We start from the raw sequence: 13,816 nt of genomic DNA on the forward strand, positions 1-13,816 counted from the left end.
CCCCATGCACCAGACTCGCGAAGGCGGCGTCGCCACCTCGTTGGAAGACCTCGTCGGGAACACGCCGATGCTGCGGCTCCGTCTCGACGGACTGCCCCCCACCGCCGACGTCCTCGCCAAGCTCGAGGCGGCCAATCCGCTGTCCAGCGTCAAGGACCGCGCCGCCCTGTCGATGCTGCGCGCCGCCGTGGCGTCCGGCGAGCTCACCCCCGGCGCCACCGTCATCGAGTCGACGTCCGGCAACACCGGCATCGCGCTCGCGGCGCTGGCCGTCGCCCGCGGCTACCGCTGCCTCATCGTGCTGCCGGACAACGCTTCCCGGGAACGCGTCCTGACGCTGCGTATGCTCGGTGCGGCCGTCGAGTTCACGGACCACGCCCTCGGCTTCGCCGGCTGCGTCGAACGGGCCGAGAAACTCCACGCCGACCTGCCCGGTTCCTGGTACGCACGGCAGCACGAGAACCCCGCCAACGTCCTCGCCCACTACGAGTCCACCGGGCCGGAGATCTGGCGGGACACCGGGGGCCGCGTCGACTACCTGGTGTGCGGGGTGGGCACCGGCGGCACCCTCACCGGCACCGCCCGCCACCTGCGGGAGCGCAACCCGGACCTGACCGTCGTGGCGGTGGAGCCGGCCGGTTCGCCGCTGCTGTCCGGCGGTGAACCGGGCCCGCACCGCATCCCCGGTCTGAACGGCGGGTTCACCAGTCCCGTCACCGACGTCTCCCTCATCGACGAGATCGTGACCGTCACCGACGAGGACGCGGCCGCCGCGTCCCGCGCCGTCACCGCCGGCACCGGGCTGCTGGTCGGGGTGTCCGCCGGCGCGGCGGCCCACGCCTGCGCCGAACTGGTCCGCCGCCACGACCTGTCGGGCAGGACCGTGGTCACCGTCTTCCCCGACAGCGGTGAGCGCTACCTCAGCTGGTGGCCGGAGGAACCGGACGCCGCGGCGGGCCCCGCGCAGGAGGACGCGGCGTGAGATTCCGCGATCTGCATCCGAATCTGCGGCTGCGCATCGGCGTCGGCTTCGTCCAGCGGTGCTTCGACATCATGCTCGTGCCGCTGATGGTCATCCACTTCTCCGGCCTGTACGGCACCGCCACCGCCGGTGTGATGACCCTCGGCGCGGCCCTCGCCACGATCGCCTGCAACCTGATCGGCGGACACCTGTCCGACACCTGGGGCCGTCGTCCGGTGCTGCTCGTCGGTGAACTCGGGGCGTTCCTGTCGTACGCGGGACTCGCCCTGGTCGCCTCACCGCTGGTCGGTGGCAACGGCATCGCCTTGTACATGCTGTACCTGACCGCCGGCTGCCTCGCCGGGATCGCGCTGCCCGCGAGCGAGACGATGATCGTCGACGTCTCGACGCCCGAGTCACGCACGGCCGTTTACACCATCAACTACTGGTCGGTGAACCTGGCGTTCATGCTCGGCTCGCTCATCGGCGGTTTCCTGTACGGCGGTTACTTCTTCCAGCTGCTGCTGGCCGCCGCCGTCGGCACGGGCCTCATCCTCCTCGTCACGTACTTCCGCATCACCGAGACCGCGCCCGCGGGCACCGTGGAGAATCCGCGCGGGGTCCGCTCGGCCCTCAGCGGCTATGTGCAGGTGTGCAGCGACCGGGTGTTCCTGCGGCTCGCCTGCGCCGCCCTGCTCATCCGCTCCGTCGAGGTGCAGATCTCCTCGTCCATCGCCGTCCGCCTGGGCAACGACTTCGACCCGCAGCGGCTGTTCCACGTCGGCTCGTGGCAGGTCACGGTGGACGGCGTCAACATGCTGGGCATCATGCGGGCGGTCAACACCCTGCTGGTGGTGTGCTGCGCCCTCTGGGTCGGCAGACTCCTCGGCAGGATGGACGAACGCCGCCGGCTCACCTACGGCATCGTCGTCTTCACCGCCGGCTACGCGGTGTGGACGGTCAGCGGCGACGCCTGGACCCTGATCGCCGCCACCTTCGTCGTCACGGCCGGTGAGCTGATGAACGCCCCGGTCAAGCAGACCCTGCTCGCCAACCTGGTGCCGGAGGAGTCCCGCACCAAGTACATGGCCGCGTACGGGCTCCAGGTGCGGCTCGGGCTTCTCGTCGGCTCCCTGTGCGTCACGCTGAGCGCCGTCGCGAACGTGTGGACCATGGCCGGCGTGTTCACCCTGTTCGGCGTGGTCGCGATCGTGCTGTACCGGTCGCTGTTCCGGGTGCTGGACGCCCGTCGCGCGGACGCGGAGAAGACGGCGGCCGCCGCGTGACCGGCCCGGAGGGACGGCGGCCGCTGCACCGCAGGGCCGCCGAGACCCTGGACGTCGTCCTGGCGCGCGATCCGTCCGTACGCACGAGGGGCGAGGCGCTCCTGCACCCCACGGTCATCGCGCTGGCCTGCCACCGCGCAGGCCACCGCCTCCACCGGCGGTGTCACTACCGTTCGGCCCGGCTGGTCTCCACGGTGGCCAAGGTCCTCACCGGGGGCATCGAGATCCATCCCGGGGCCCGCATCGGCCGGCGGTTCTTCGTCGACCACGGCAGCGGGGTCGTGATCGGCGAGACGGCCGTGATCGGGGACGACGTCTCCCTCTTCCACCAGGTGACCCTCGGTTCCACCGGCTGGTGGCACGACGGCCCCGGGGAGCGGGACCGGACCGCGCGCCGTCACCCGCGCCTCGGCAACGGTGTCACCGTGGGCGCCGGCGCCACCCTGCTCGGTCCGATCACCGTCGGCGACAACGCCCTGATCGGGGCGATGTCCCTCGTGACCTCGGACGTGCCCGACAAGTCCCGCGTACGGGCCGTGCCCGCGTCGATTCCCTCTCCCGGCACCACGTCACCAGCACATGAGCCCCCCACGGGGCCCGCAGGAAAGAAGACGCACCGATGACCGCCGAGCACCGCATCCTCATGGTCATGCCGTACCGGCAACTCGTCGAGAAGGCCGTGGCCGCCGGGTTCCGGGTGTGGTCGATCTGGGACCCGGAACTGCAGTCCCGGGACTATCTCCGCGACGTGGCGGCCCACTCGGCCGAGCTGCTGCTCTGCGACTTCGACGACGAGGCCGGGCTGCGCCGGCTGGTCCGCGAGACGGCCCTCGCCCACGACGTGGCACACGTGCTGCACCTCGGCAGGGAGACGACCATGCTGCCGGTCGCGGAGGAGGCGCACGCGCTCGGGCTGGCACCCAACCCGCCCCAGGCCGTGCGCCGCCTCAACGACAAGGCGGCGCTGCGCGAACTGCTCGCCGGGCACGGCCTCTCCCCCGTTCGCTGCGTCGCCCTCGACAGCCCCGCACAAGCCGCCGCGGCGCTCGCGGAGTTCGGCTACCCGGCCGTGGTGAAGCCGGCCGGACTCGCCGGCAGCACCGGCGTCCGGCTGGTCCAGGACCGCGGGGAACTCGACCGGTGGGCCGCCCAGTTGGCCGCCCTCGGCCACGACGGGCCCGTCCTCGTCGAGGAGTACCTGCGCGGTCCCGAGTACAGCGTGGAGACGCTCAGCGCCGGGGGCCGCCACCAGGTCGTCGGCATCACCGCCAAACGCACCACGCCCGCACCGCTGTTCGTGGAGACCGGCCAGCTCTTCCCGGCACCGCTGCCCTCCGGCACGGCGGCCGCCGTGGAGAAGGAGGTCCTCGCCCTCCTCGACGCGGCCGGACACCGCTTCGGCCCCGCCCACACCGAGGTCATCCTCACCGACGACGGCCCCCGCATCGTCGAGTCCCAGGCCCGCCTGGGCGGCGACCGCATCCCCGCCCTGATCCGCATCGCCACCGGCTTCGACATCGAGGCCGCCCTCTTCGACCTCCTCGCCGGCCGCGCCGCCGCTCCCGGCCCCGCGGTCCGCAGCGGCGCCATCCGCTTCTTCCAGTTCGAACCCGGCACCGTGGAGAGCGTCGACGGGCTCGACGCCGTCCGCGCCCTGCCCTACGTGGAGGAGGTGTCCTTCCGGTTCGCGCCGGGCGACGAACTGCCCGCCACCGTCCACTCCGCGAGCCGGCACGGCTACGTCGTCCTGGAGGCCGACGACGCCGAGCAGGCCGACCGGCGCGCCGGTGAGGCCGCCGCGCTGCTGCGCGTGCGCACCCGCGCCCCGCTCGTCAACGCGGTCACCGCCGCACCGCGCGAGCCGATGGTGCCCGAACGCACCCTGCTGCTCCTCGGCCACGCCGCCGAACCGATCCGCCGGGCCAAGGCGCTGGGCCTGAACGTCATCCTCATCCAGCACAAGGACAAGTTCACCCCCGAGCAGGCGCGGCTCGCCGACGTGACGTTCGTCGCCGACTTCACCGACTGGAGCGTGGTGGAACCCCTCGCGCGTGCCGCCCACGAAGTCTGGGGTTTCACGGCCTCGTTGTCGCTCACCGAGCCGGGCCTGGAGATCGCCGGCCGGGTCAACGACCTGTTCGGGCTGGGCGGGACCGGGTACGAACCGGCGCGCCTGTTGCGCGACAAGCTGGCCATGCGGCGGCATCTCGCCGCCGGCGCGCCGCGGTTCGCGGTGGCGGCGGAACCGCTCGGCGACCGTGCCTCGCTCGACGCGTTCGGTGCCGCCCACGGCCACCCGTTCGTCGTGAAGCCCGTCGATCTCACCGCCGGCTTCGGTGTCCTGCTGGTCCGTGGGCCCGAGGACGCCGACACGGCGTGGGAACGGATCACCGCCGTGCGCGAGGAGGGCGTCGACCGCGGCACCACTCTGTACCGGGTCACGGACTTCCTCATGGAGGAGTACATCCCGGGCCCGGAGTTCAGCGTCGAGTCGTTCAGCTTCGACGGCCGCCACGTCGTCGTCGCCCTCACCGAGAAACTCGTCGACGAGACCCACTTCGCCGAACTGGGCCACGCCGTCCCCGCCCGGCTCACGGCCGACGACGAGCGGCAGCTCACCGAGGCCACCGCCGCGTTCCTGGACGCCGTCGGGATCCAGGACGGTCCCGCACACACCGAGCTGAGGCTCTCGCCGCGCGGTCCCCTGGTCATCGAGGGCCACAACCGCAACGGCGGGGGCCACATCCAGGAACTCGTCGCGGCCGCGTACGGCATCGACCTCGTGCACTACTCCCTGGCCTGGCCGTTCCGCCTCGTCGAGCCGCTCGCCGAACGCCCCCGCCCCACCGCCGCCGGCTGTGCCCGCGGCATCCTGGCGCGGCCCGGCCGGGTCGCCGCCGTCGAGGGCGTCGAGGAGTTGCGGCTGCACCCCGCGGTGCTCGCCGTCGACATCGCGGCCCGCCCCGGGTCCGTGGTCCGCGAGACCAGGGACAACTGGGACCGGCTCGGCATGGTCGCGGTCACCGCGCCGGACACCGACGAGGCCGTGCGGCTGTGCGAGGAACTCGTCGCGACCCGCCTGACGGTCCGCATGGAAGGGGACGCTGCCCGATGACCGCCGTCGTCCTTCACCGGAGCGGCACCGGCACGCTGCCGCCCTGTCCCGAGTGGCTCGCCGTCCTCGGCCGTGACCCGGTGCTCGTCACCGACGTCCCCGGCACCGGTGTCCCCGGCGCCCCGGCCGGTTACTCCGAGGTCCGGCACGTCGGCCGGTACGCGTCCGCCGACGCCGAGACCACCGTGCTCGACCTGGCCCGGCACCGCACCGTCACCGCCGTCCTGGCGCTGCACCCCGCCGACCAGGTCCACGCCGGCGCGCTGCGCGACGCCCTCGGCCTGCCGGGCCAGACCCGTGACGAGGCCCTGGTCCTCGTCGACGCGGTGGCCGCTCACGCCCTCCTCGACCGGGCCGGCGTACCGGTCACGGAGCGCGCGGACGTCCGCCGCATCCTCGACCTGTACCGGGCGGCGCACGTCTGGGGCTATCCGCTCGCGGTGCGCCGCCGCCGTACCCCCGGGCGGGAGGTCGTGGCCGTGCTCCGCGACGAGACGGGGCTGCGCGCGTTCGCCCGTGGCGGCCTCACCGACGGCCCCGTCGCCGCCGTGCCCGGCCTCATGGTGGAGCCGTACGGCGCGCAAGAGCGGCACGAGGGCCCCGGCCTGCCGGTCACCGACGCCGTGTCGGCCGTTCTGCCCCCGGACCCGGGGCACCCCTACGTCGTGGAGGCGGTGCGCCGGCCCTGCGGGGCGTGGCGTGTCGACGGCGTCCGGTACCGGCCCGGTGACCCGCGGGCCCAGGTCCGCGCCCAGGCCGCCGCGGCCGCCCGCGCCGTGGAGGTGGCGTGACATGAGCGTGCTCGTCCTGCATCAGATCGGTTCCCTGCGCGGCTCCCCGTACCACGAGTGGCTCGACGGCCACGACGGCGACGTGCTGCTGCTGACCTGCGCGGAGAACCTGAGGCTGGTCGCGGAGGAACTGCCACCGCCCGGCTCCGGTTACGCCCATGCCGAGGCCCTCGACGGGTACGACGGCAGCGGACTGCTGGAGGAGCGCGCGCTCGACCTGGCCCGTGAGCGCGGGGTCCGGCACGTGGTGGCCTGCCACGAGCGGGACCTGGAACGGGCGGCCGTCCTGCGGGAGATCCTCTCCCTGCCCGGTCAGCGGATGGACACCGTCGAACCGTTCCGGGACAAGACGCTGATGAAGCGTATCGCCGCGGACGCGGGCCTGGCGGTGGCGCCCTGGCGGGAGGTGGAGTGCGCGGCCGACATCGCCGCCCATGCCGGGCGGCACGGCTTCCCGGTGGTGGTGAAGCCCCACGACAGCGCCGGCTCGATGGGGCTGAGCGTCCTGCACTCCGAGGGGGAGCTCAGGGCGTATCTCGCCGATGACGCCGCCCATGGACTGTACGGACCGGACCGGCCGGGCCTGCTCGTCGAGGCGTACGTGCCGGGCCGCATGTGCCATGTGGACGGCATGGTGGTGAACGGGCGGACCGTGTTCGCCTGGCCGTCGCAGTACCAGTACGCGCTGGCCACCTTCCGGACCGACACCGGCCCCCGCATGGATCTCACCCTCGACGTGGACGATCCGCTGGCGGGCAGGCTCCTGGAGTTCACCGGGCGGCTGCTGGCGGCCATGCCCCAGCCGGAGCAGTTCACCTTCCACGCCGAGGTGTTCCACACCCCCGACGACGAGCTGGTGCTGTGCGAGATCGCGTGCCGCACAGGCGGCGCCGCCATCCGCGACATCGTGCGGATCATGTACGGCGTCGATCCGACGGAGGCGTGGGTGCGCGCGCAGCTGGGACTGCCGCTGCCGGAGCACCTGGGCGACGGCCCGGGGCCGCCGCGCCGGATGGCCGGGCAGATGGTGCTGATGAAGCGTCCGGGGCGTGTGGTGTCGGTGCCGCGGGAGGCGCCGGGCTTTCCGTGGCTCGAGCGCTTCACCACGTTCGTGAAGCCCGGTCAGGTGATGGGCCCGGCGACCGCGTCCTCCGACTTCCTGGTGATGGCACTGGTGAGCGGCGGGACCCGCGCCGAGTGCGTGGAGCGGCTGCGGCGGGTCGAGGAGTGGTTCCTGGGCGAGCTGGTGCTCGAACCGGCCGACGGCTGAGGCCCGTGGCGGCGACGGCCGCCGTTCCGCGAGGGGCGGGCCCCGGGAACGGCGGCCGTCGTGTGCGTGGGGCTACCGCGCCGCGGTGCGGGCGAAGCCCGCGGCGACCCGCAGCACGATGTCGTTGGCCTCCGTCTCCCCGAGGGACACCCGGGCCCCTTCCCCGGGGAACGCGCGGACGGTGACGCCCTCGTCCGCGCAGGTGTCGGCGAACGCCGAGGTGCGCTCCCCGAGGGGCAGCCACAGGAAGTTGGCCTCCGAGGGCGGCACGTCGAGGCCGGTCGCGAGGAGGGCCTCGCGGGCCCGGTGCCGTTCCTTGACCAGTGCCTCGACCCGCTCCATGAGCTCGCGTTCGGCACCGAGGGAGGCGACGGCCGCGGCCTGGGCCATGGCACCGACGCCGAACGGGACGACGGCTCGGCGGATCGCCGCCGCGACCGGCTCGTGGGCGAGGGCGTAGCCGACGCGCAGGCCGGCGAGCCCGTAGGCCTTGGAGAAGGTGCGCAGCACCACCACCTGGGGACGGTCCCGGTACAGTTCGACGCCGTCGGGCACGTCCTCGTCCCGGACGAACTCCCGGTAGGCCTCGTCGAGGACGACGAGGACGTGCCCGGGTACGCGGTCGAGGAAGCGTTCCAGTTCGGTGCGGCGCACGGCCGTGCCGGTCGGGTTGTTGGGATTGCAGACGATGACGGCCCGGGTGTCGGCGGTGACCGCGTCGGCGAGCGCCTCCAGGTCGTGCCGGTGATCGGTCAGCGGCACCCGTACGGACCGTCCGCCGCACAGCCCGGTCAGGTGCGGGTAGGCCTCGAACGACGGCCAGGCGTAGGCGACTTCACCACCCAGCCCGCCCTGCCGGCCGTCCACGCTGTCCACGCCGTCCGCGCCGACGAGCAGCGAGTGCAGCAGGTGCAGGGTGACGCCCACCGATCCGGCGCCGACCGCGACATGGCCGGCGGGAACGGAGTGCCGCCTGGCGACGGCCTCGGTGAGCTCGGTGCAGAAGCGGTCCGGGTAACGGTTGATCCGGGCCGCCTCGGCGCCCAGCAGTTCCCGCACCGAGGGCAGCGGCGGGTAGGGGTTCTCGTTCGCGGAGAGTCCGTACGGAGCGGACGGCATGGGTCACCTTTCGGACGTGGGGCTGCGGCGGACGGCGGGTCGGTCCGGGGCCGTCGGGTGGGCACCCTGGGACGGCGGGGTGCGATCGGCGGCGCGCCCGGTGGGCGGTAAGACCTTCAGGGTTCCGGAGGCTTCGGTCTCCGAGACGGTCGCGTCGCGTGCGCACGAGCCGCGTCCGGGCTCCGCGAGGTCCCGTTCGACGCCGCTGGGGTCGTCGGGCGCGGTGACCAGGTCCTCCGGGCGGGCCTCGGTGATGCGGCCCTCGCACCTCTCCTTCACACCCATGAGGTAGCCGAGCTGGAGCCGGTGCTCGGCACCGTAGTCGTCCTTGAGCCGGGCGACGTGCGACTGCAGGGAGCGCAGGCTGAATCCGAGGCGGCGGGCGATCTCCCGGTCGGACCGTCCCTCGACGAGGAGTTTGCAGATCGCATCACGTATGGACGGGATGATTTCCGCCGCGGCGTCGGCGGCCCGAACCGGAATGAAAGGATACGGTTCCGCGCGGTCCCAGGCCCTTTCGAACATGTCCGTCAGGAATTTCACGACGGCCGGTTCGGTGACGACGATCGCGGTGGTGCGGTCGGCGTTCGCCGGGATGAACACCGTCTTGCGGTCGACGATGATGAGCCGGTCGAAGAATTCGGCCAGGGTGCGTATCTGGGCACCGAAGCCGGTCACGGTGCGGACGTATTCCTTTGTCGGTTCGTCGAAGCGGGTGCTGTGTTGGTAGAGGGTCCGCATGGACACCCCGGATGCGATACGGTCGCGTACCGCTTCGAGGGCGTGGGCCAGCACGACCCCGGGGCGCGGTCCGTCCGGCTGTGCGGTGAGGATCTCCGAGGTGGCACGGTCCAGTTCGCGCTGAATGGCCTCGCCGATCTCTTCGAGACCGTGTACGTAGCGGAATCCGGAATCGGAGGGGCCGGTCCCGCCTTCGGGGTGGCGCCCGTCGGCGGGCGGGCGGAGGAGTTCCGCCTGCGTCTCGAGCGACCGGGACAGCCCCTTGAGCGCCACCGCCGCGTGACGCAGCGCCTGGGTTGCGCGCCCGGCGTCGGCGGGAGCGCGGCACGGCTCCCCCCACACCGTGCCCGACATCTCCGTCATGCCACTCTCTGGCACCTGTGTATGCATTTGCATCCCTCGTTTCACAGCAGTGCGCCGACCCGAAGTATCCATGATTATCCGGGTCCACTCCAAGGCTGGCACCATTTTTCGAACGGGAGGGGGCCCGCCATTCAAGACGCATTCTTGCCAATGGGCCGAGGAAACGTCGATCCGTTATCGATCGGCTGAAAACATTCGGCCAGACTCCGCTTCTCATTCAACCGGGCGTCGACGCGCGGCCCATTGCCGCGGTGTCCGGGGGAACGGCGTTCGCGGGCCCGATCACCAGCACATTCCACATGCCACTCGGGGATCACCGAGGACAGACGAAGAAGGGGGACTTCCATGTTCGAGGGGATTGCCAGGACGTCACGATCCTGGCGTGCCGACGGCCGGGGGGCCGTCACCGCACTGGCCCTGGCAGGCGCGCTGGGGGCGGCCGTCACGACCGGCGGCTCCGCGCGGGCGGCCGATGTCGGCTGGAACCGTCTCGTCGCGTCCGGCACCGCGGTGTTCGCCACGTCCGTCGGCGGCGGCAGCGGTCCGTCCGGCGTCGTCACCGGAAACGCCACTGGTCACGATCGTGAGAGCGACCGCACCCTCCGCCGGGCCGGCGCCGCCGCGGTCCGTGCCGTCCCGGCCGGGGACGTCGGCTGGAACAGCGCCGGGCGGCTCCTCACCGCCGGACTGCCGGCCACCGGGCCGGCCCCCGACGGCGACGTCGGCTGGAACGCCGTGCGCGTATGAGCAGCCCCGCTCCGGTCCACCGGCCCACGCCCACAGCGGAGGCCGGCAACTGAACACCGGAGGACACTCAGAGATCGGCACCGCCGGGACGGGCACCCGGAGGCTGTCCGCTCCACCGGCCGGGACGTCTTCGGCACCGGCGCGACACTGATCGCCTCCCGCGCCCACGGCGTGGTCCTCGACGACCTGCGGCGCCCGGCCGCCATCCGGCGACGGCGGTCTCCGGGCGGGCCGGCGAGGAGGGCCGCACCCTCGGCTCCGTCCTGGCCGGCCTGCCCGGACTCGACGGCGTGCTCCGGCCGGGGGAGTTCGCCGCGCCGCTCGACCCCACCCAGTACACGGGAACGGCAGGCCCCCCGGCCGACCGCGCCCCGAAGAGAGGGACACCACCGCTGTGACCGTCAGCCGGCTCACCGAGCACCCCATCGACACCAGCCATCCGAGCGGCCGCCCGGCCGGAGCCGCCCACCGCACGACCGGTGCGGCGACCCCGCCGGACGGCCGCGGGCCCGGACGCCCGCACTCCGTACCCACCCCGCATCCCTTCCCGCCGTCGGACCTGCCCGCCGCCCAGCAGCCGGAGTGGCCCGACCGGGAGGCCCTCGCCGAGGCCGTCGCGGAACTCGGCCTGGCTCCCTCCCTGGTCCTGCCGGAGGAGTGCGACACCCTCCGCGACCGCCTCGCCGCCGTCGCCCGCGGCGAGGCCGTCGTCCTCCAGGGCGGCGACTGCGCCGAGACCTTCGACGGAGCCCGCGAGGAGCAGATCGACGCCAAGTTCCGCACGCTCAACCAGATGGCCGCCGTCGTCGCCGAGGCGGCCGTCATGCCCGTCGTCACCATCGGCCGCATGGCCGGTCAGTACGCCAAGCCGCGCTCCCACGCCCACGAGACCCGGGACGGCGTGACACTGCCCGCCTACCGGGGCGACCTGGTCAACGCCTCCGCCTTCACCCCCGAGTCCCGCACCCCGCAGCCCGGCCGTCTCGCCCGGGCGCACCGGGTGTCGGCGACCACGCTGAACCTGCTGCGTGCGCTGGCGGCGCACAGCCGCACCGAGTTCTGGACCAGTCACGAGGCCCTCGTCCTGGAGTACGAGCACGCCCTGACCCGCGGTACCCCGTCCGGCCCCTACAATCTGTCCGCCCACACCGTGTGGGTGGGCGAACGCACCCGCCGACCCGGCGACGCCCACATCGACTACGTCGCACGCATCCGCAACCCGATCGCCGTGAAGGTGGGCCCCACCACGACCCCCGACGACGCCCTCGCCCTCGTGGACCGGCTCGACCCCGAACGGGAACCCGGCCGCCTCACCTTCGTCGCCCGCATGGGAGCCGACGCCGTACGCGACGTCCTTCCCGACCTGGTGGCCAAGGTGACCGCCGCCGGTTCGCCCGTGGTCTGGGTGTGCGACCCCATGCACGGCAACACCTTCCTCGCCGACGGCGGGTTCAAGACCCGCCGCCTCGACGTGATCGTGGACGAACTCCGCGGATTCTTCGAGGTGCACCGCGCACTCGGCACCCATCCCGGCGGGGTCCACACGGAACTGACCGGTGATCAGGTCACCGAATGTCTGGGGGGCACCTACCCGGTCACCCCCGCCGACCTGCCGACCCGCTACGAAACCGCCTGCGACCCCAGGCTGAACCGCGGCCAGTCGCTGGACCTGGCACGGGCGCTGGCCGATCTGTACGCCGAACACCAGCTCAGTAGGAGGTAACCCTTGCAGAGTCTCACCCCCGCCGAAGACTTCCGTCGCATGCACCAGCGGGAGGAGGCCGCGTCACCGCTCGTCATCCCCAACGTGTGGGACGCGGTCAGCGCCCGCGTCTTCGCCGGGGCGGGCCATGCCGCGCTCGCCACGTCCAGTGCGGCCGTCGCCGCCGTCCTCGGCCACGAGGACGGCGGGCACACCCCGCCCGACGAGATGTTCGCCGCCATCGCCCGCATCACCCGCGCCGTGGACGTCCCCGTGACCGCCGACATCGAGGACGGATACGGGCTGTCCCCGCGCGAGATCGTCGAGCGGCTGCTCGAGGCCGGCGCGGTCGGCTGCAACCTCGAGGACTCCGACCCCGCCACCGGCCAGGTCAAGGACGCCGACCGGCACGCCGACTGGCTGGCCGAGGTCAGTGTGGAGGCCGGCGACCGGCTCGTCGTCAACGCCCGGATCGACACGTTCCTCTTCGGGGACGGCTCCGTGGAGTCCGCCGTGAAGCGTGCCCGCCGCTATGTCGAGGCGGGCGCCGACGTGGTGTACCCGATCCTCGCACCCAGCGAGCTGCTCCCCGACATCGTGGCGTGCGTGGACTGCCCGGTGAACGCGCTGTGCCTGCCGGACGGGCCCACCCCCGCCGAGCTGGGCGCTCTCGGGGCGATGCGCGTGACGTTCGGCCACACCCTGCACCGCCGGGCCACGAACGCGCTGCTCGACATCGTCAGCGACCTGGCCTGACGGAGCTTTCGTTCCGGCCTCCGGAGCCGTTCCGACCTTGTCACCGGCCCCGGAGGCATCGCCTTGCTCACAGGTGCCCCGCCCGGACCTTCCCCCTGCTCCGCGGCCGGGTTCCACCGGTGGCGTCCCGGGACGCCGCACCGCCCGAGCGGTCAGTGGTCAGCGGTGGTGACGAGCCGCGAGGACGACGTTCTCCTCGGAGCTCTGATCCGTCGGTGAGCCGGCGCAACCCGTCCGGCGCGCAGCTGACCTTCTTCCCGCCGGTGGGCGGCCCGTGGTGCGGGTCGTCTCCACCGCGCGGGCAGTGATCTCCGACTGCCGCCGGACGGGACTGGCTCATGTGAACCGCCATCCGCAGGTGTGGGGCGGTAGGCCCCTCCCGGCGACAGCGTCCCCGCTCCGGCCGCGAAGTCCCCTCCCCCACCGGATGGGAGAGCACATCGTAGTCGAGGTCCGGCGGGACGGACTTCCCCGCGTCCCCCTGTTCGGTGCTCGAGGAGCCCGGACGCGTCAGGCCTCCGCGACCTCGGCGTACAGCTGCGACAGCTCCGGCACCCCACTGGCGGCCCACTGGTGTCCGGAGTCCACGACGTCGAACTCCCGCCCGGAGGCGAGCCGTACGACGGGCTGCCCGTCGTACCGGATCTTCCAGGCGGCTCCCGGCACGGTGCGCACGATGACGGTGCCCAGGTAGAGCCCGGCGTCGTTGCCCAGCCAGGTCAGCGTGTCCTCGTCGTCCCGCCAGCTCCCGGGCACCAGTTGGTCCAGCGCCTCCAACGAGGCCTGGGAGTCGTCCAGTCGGACTCCGGCACGGGAGGCCTGGGAGCGCAGCAGCTCGCATTCGGCGAGGAGTTCCGCGATGCCCTCGGAGTCACGGACTGCCGGCTTCTCGCGCCGGTGGCCCAGGAAAGGGATGTTCATCCCCCCAGCCTGACATTCGTACCGCCGTGCGCACCACAGGCGCG

At 72.9% G+C, this 13,816-nt stretch carries 12 protein-coding genes; 9 read left to right on the top strand and 3 right to left on the bottom strand.

Annotated elements, in window-relative coordinates:
- Nucleotides 1-4 precede the first annotated feature (4 nt).
- From ACTWJ9_RS04335 to ACTWJ9_RS04360, 6 genes are read left to right on the top strand one after another with little or no spacing between them, the layout of a single operon-like run.
- Complete coding sequence (locus ACTWJ9_RS04335; RefSeq protein ID WP_279332707.1) at nt 5-982, top strand: PLP-dependent cysteine synthase family protein; 978 nt, start codon at nt 5-7, stop codon at nt 980-982.
- Nucleotides 979-2,247: an MFS transporter gene (locus ACTWJ9_RS04340; protein WP_443295219.1), complete on the top strand. Its 1,269-nt coding sequence runs from the start codon at nt 979-981 to the stop codon at nt 2,245-2,247. Before ACTWJ9_RS04335 ends, ACTWJ9_RS04340 begins: the two co-directional genes overlap by 4 nt.
- The gene (gene epsC / locus ACTWJ9_RS04345; protein ID WP_443295220.1) at nt 2,244-2,870 is read left to right on the top strand and encodes a serine O-acetyltransferase EpsC; all 627 of its coding nucleotides are present in this window, start codon (nt 2,244-2,246) and stop codon (nt 2,868-2,870) included. Before ACTWJ9_RS04340 ends, epsC begins: the two co-directional genes overlap by 4 nt.
- On the top strand, nt 2,867-5,362 hold the full coding sequence (locus tag ACTWJ9_RS04350) for an ATP-grasp domain-containing protein (RefSeq protein WP_279332711.1): 2,496 nt from the start codon (nt 2,867-2,869) through the stop codon (nt 5,360-5,362). The genes epsC and ACTWJ9_RS04350 overlap by 4 nt, the downstream gene beginning before the upstream one ends.
- Nucleotides 5,359-6,153: a hypothetical protein gene (locus tag ACTWJ9_RS04355; protein ID WP_443295221.1), complete on the top strand. Its 795-nt coding sequence runs from the start codon at nt 5,359-5,361 to the stop codon at nt 6,151-6,153. Before ACTWJ9_RS04350 ends, ACTWJ9_RS04355 begins: the two co-directional genes overlap by 4 nt.
- Before the next feature lies 1 nt (nt 6,154).
- Entirely contained in the window at nt 6,155-7,423 is a 1,269-nt protein-coding gene (locus ACTWJ9_RS04360) for an ATP-grasp domain-containing protein (protein ID WP_387040256.1), read from the top strand.
- Nucleotides 7,424-7,495: 72 nt separating this feature from the next.
- On the opposite strand, the gene ACTWJ9_RS04365 is transcribed toward ACTWJ9_RS04360, so the two are convergent.
- Both ACTWJ9_RS04365 and ACTWJ9_RS04370 read right to left on the bottom strand, forming a co-directional pair.
- Nucleotides 7,496-8,542, bottom strand: coding sequence for a histidinol-phosphate transaminase (locus ACTWJ9_RS04365; protein WP_443295222.1), 1,047 nt, complete (start codon nt 8,540-8,542; stop codon nt 7,496-7,498).
- Between the two features lie 3 nt (nt 8,543-8,545).
- Nucleotides 8,546-9,646, bottom strand: coding sequence for a hypothetical protein (locus ACTWJ9_RS04370; protein ID WP_387039963.1), 1,101 nt, complete (start codon nt 9,644-9,646; stop codon nt 8,546-8,548).
- A 345-nt stretch (nt 9,647-9,991) separates the two neighbouring features.
- On the opposite strand from ACTWJ9_RS04370, the gene ACTWJ9_RS04375 reads away from it, so the two are divergent.
- The 3 genes from ACTWJ9_RS04375 to ACTWJ9_RS04385 all read left to right on the top strand — a co-directional run bounded on the left by ACTWJ9_RS04375 (nt 9,992) and on the right by ACTWJ9_RS04385 (nt 12,851).
- Nucleotides 9,992-10,393 (top strand): hypothetical protein, encoded by a 402-nt coding sequence (locus ACTWJ9_RS04375; RefSeq protein ID WP_279332716.1) that lies wholly within the window; start codon nt 9,992-9,994, stop codon nt 10,391-10,393.
- Between the two features lie 559 nt (nt 10,394-10,952).
- The gene (locus tag ACTWJ9_RS04380) at nt 10,953-12,116 is read left to right on the top strand and encodes a 3-deoxy-7-phosphoheptulonate synthase (protein WP_387039974.1); all 1,164 of its coding nucleotides are present in this window, start codon (nt 10,953-10,955) and stop codon (nt 12,114-12,116) included.
- Between the two features lie 3 nt (nt 12,117-12,119).
- Nucleotides 12,120-12,851 (top strand): isocitrate lyase/PEP mutase family protein, encoded by a 732-nt coding sequence (locus ACTWJ9_RS04385; RefSeq protein ID WP_387039964.1) that lies wholly within the window; start codon nt 12,120-12,122, stop codon nt 12,849-12,851.
- Between the two features lie 510 nt (nt 12,852-13,361).
- On the opposite strand, the gene ACTWJ9_RS04390 is transcribed toward ACTWJ9_RS04385, so the two are convergent.
- A complete protein-coding gene (locus ACTWJ9_RS04390) occupies nt 13,362-13,772 on the bottom strand; it encodes a DUF6278 family protein (RefSeq protein WP_279332717.1) in 411 nt (136 codons plus the stop codon).
- Nucleotides 13,773-13,816 lie beyond the last annotated feature (44 nt).

It is taken from the genome of Streptomyces sp. GDS52, assembly GCF_052246875.1.
In the GTDB taxonomy this organism is placed as follows: Bacteria; Actinomycetota; Actinomycetes; order Streptomycetales; family Streptomycetaceae; genus Streptomyces; species Streptomyces cathayae.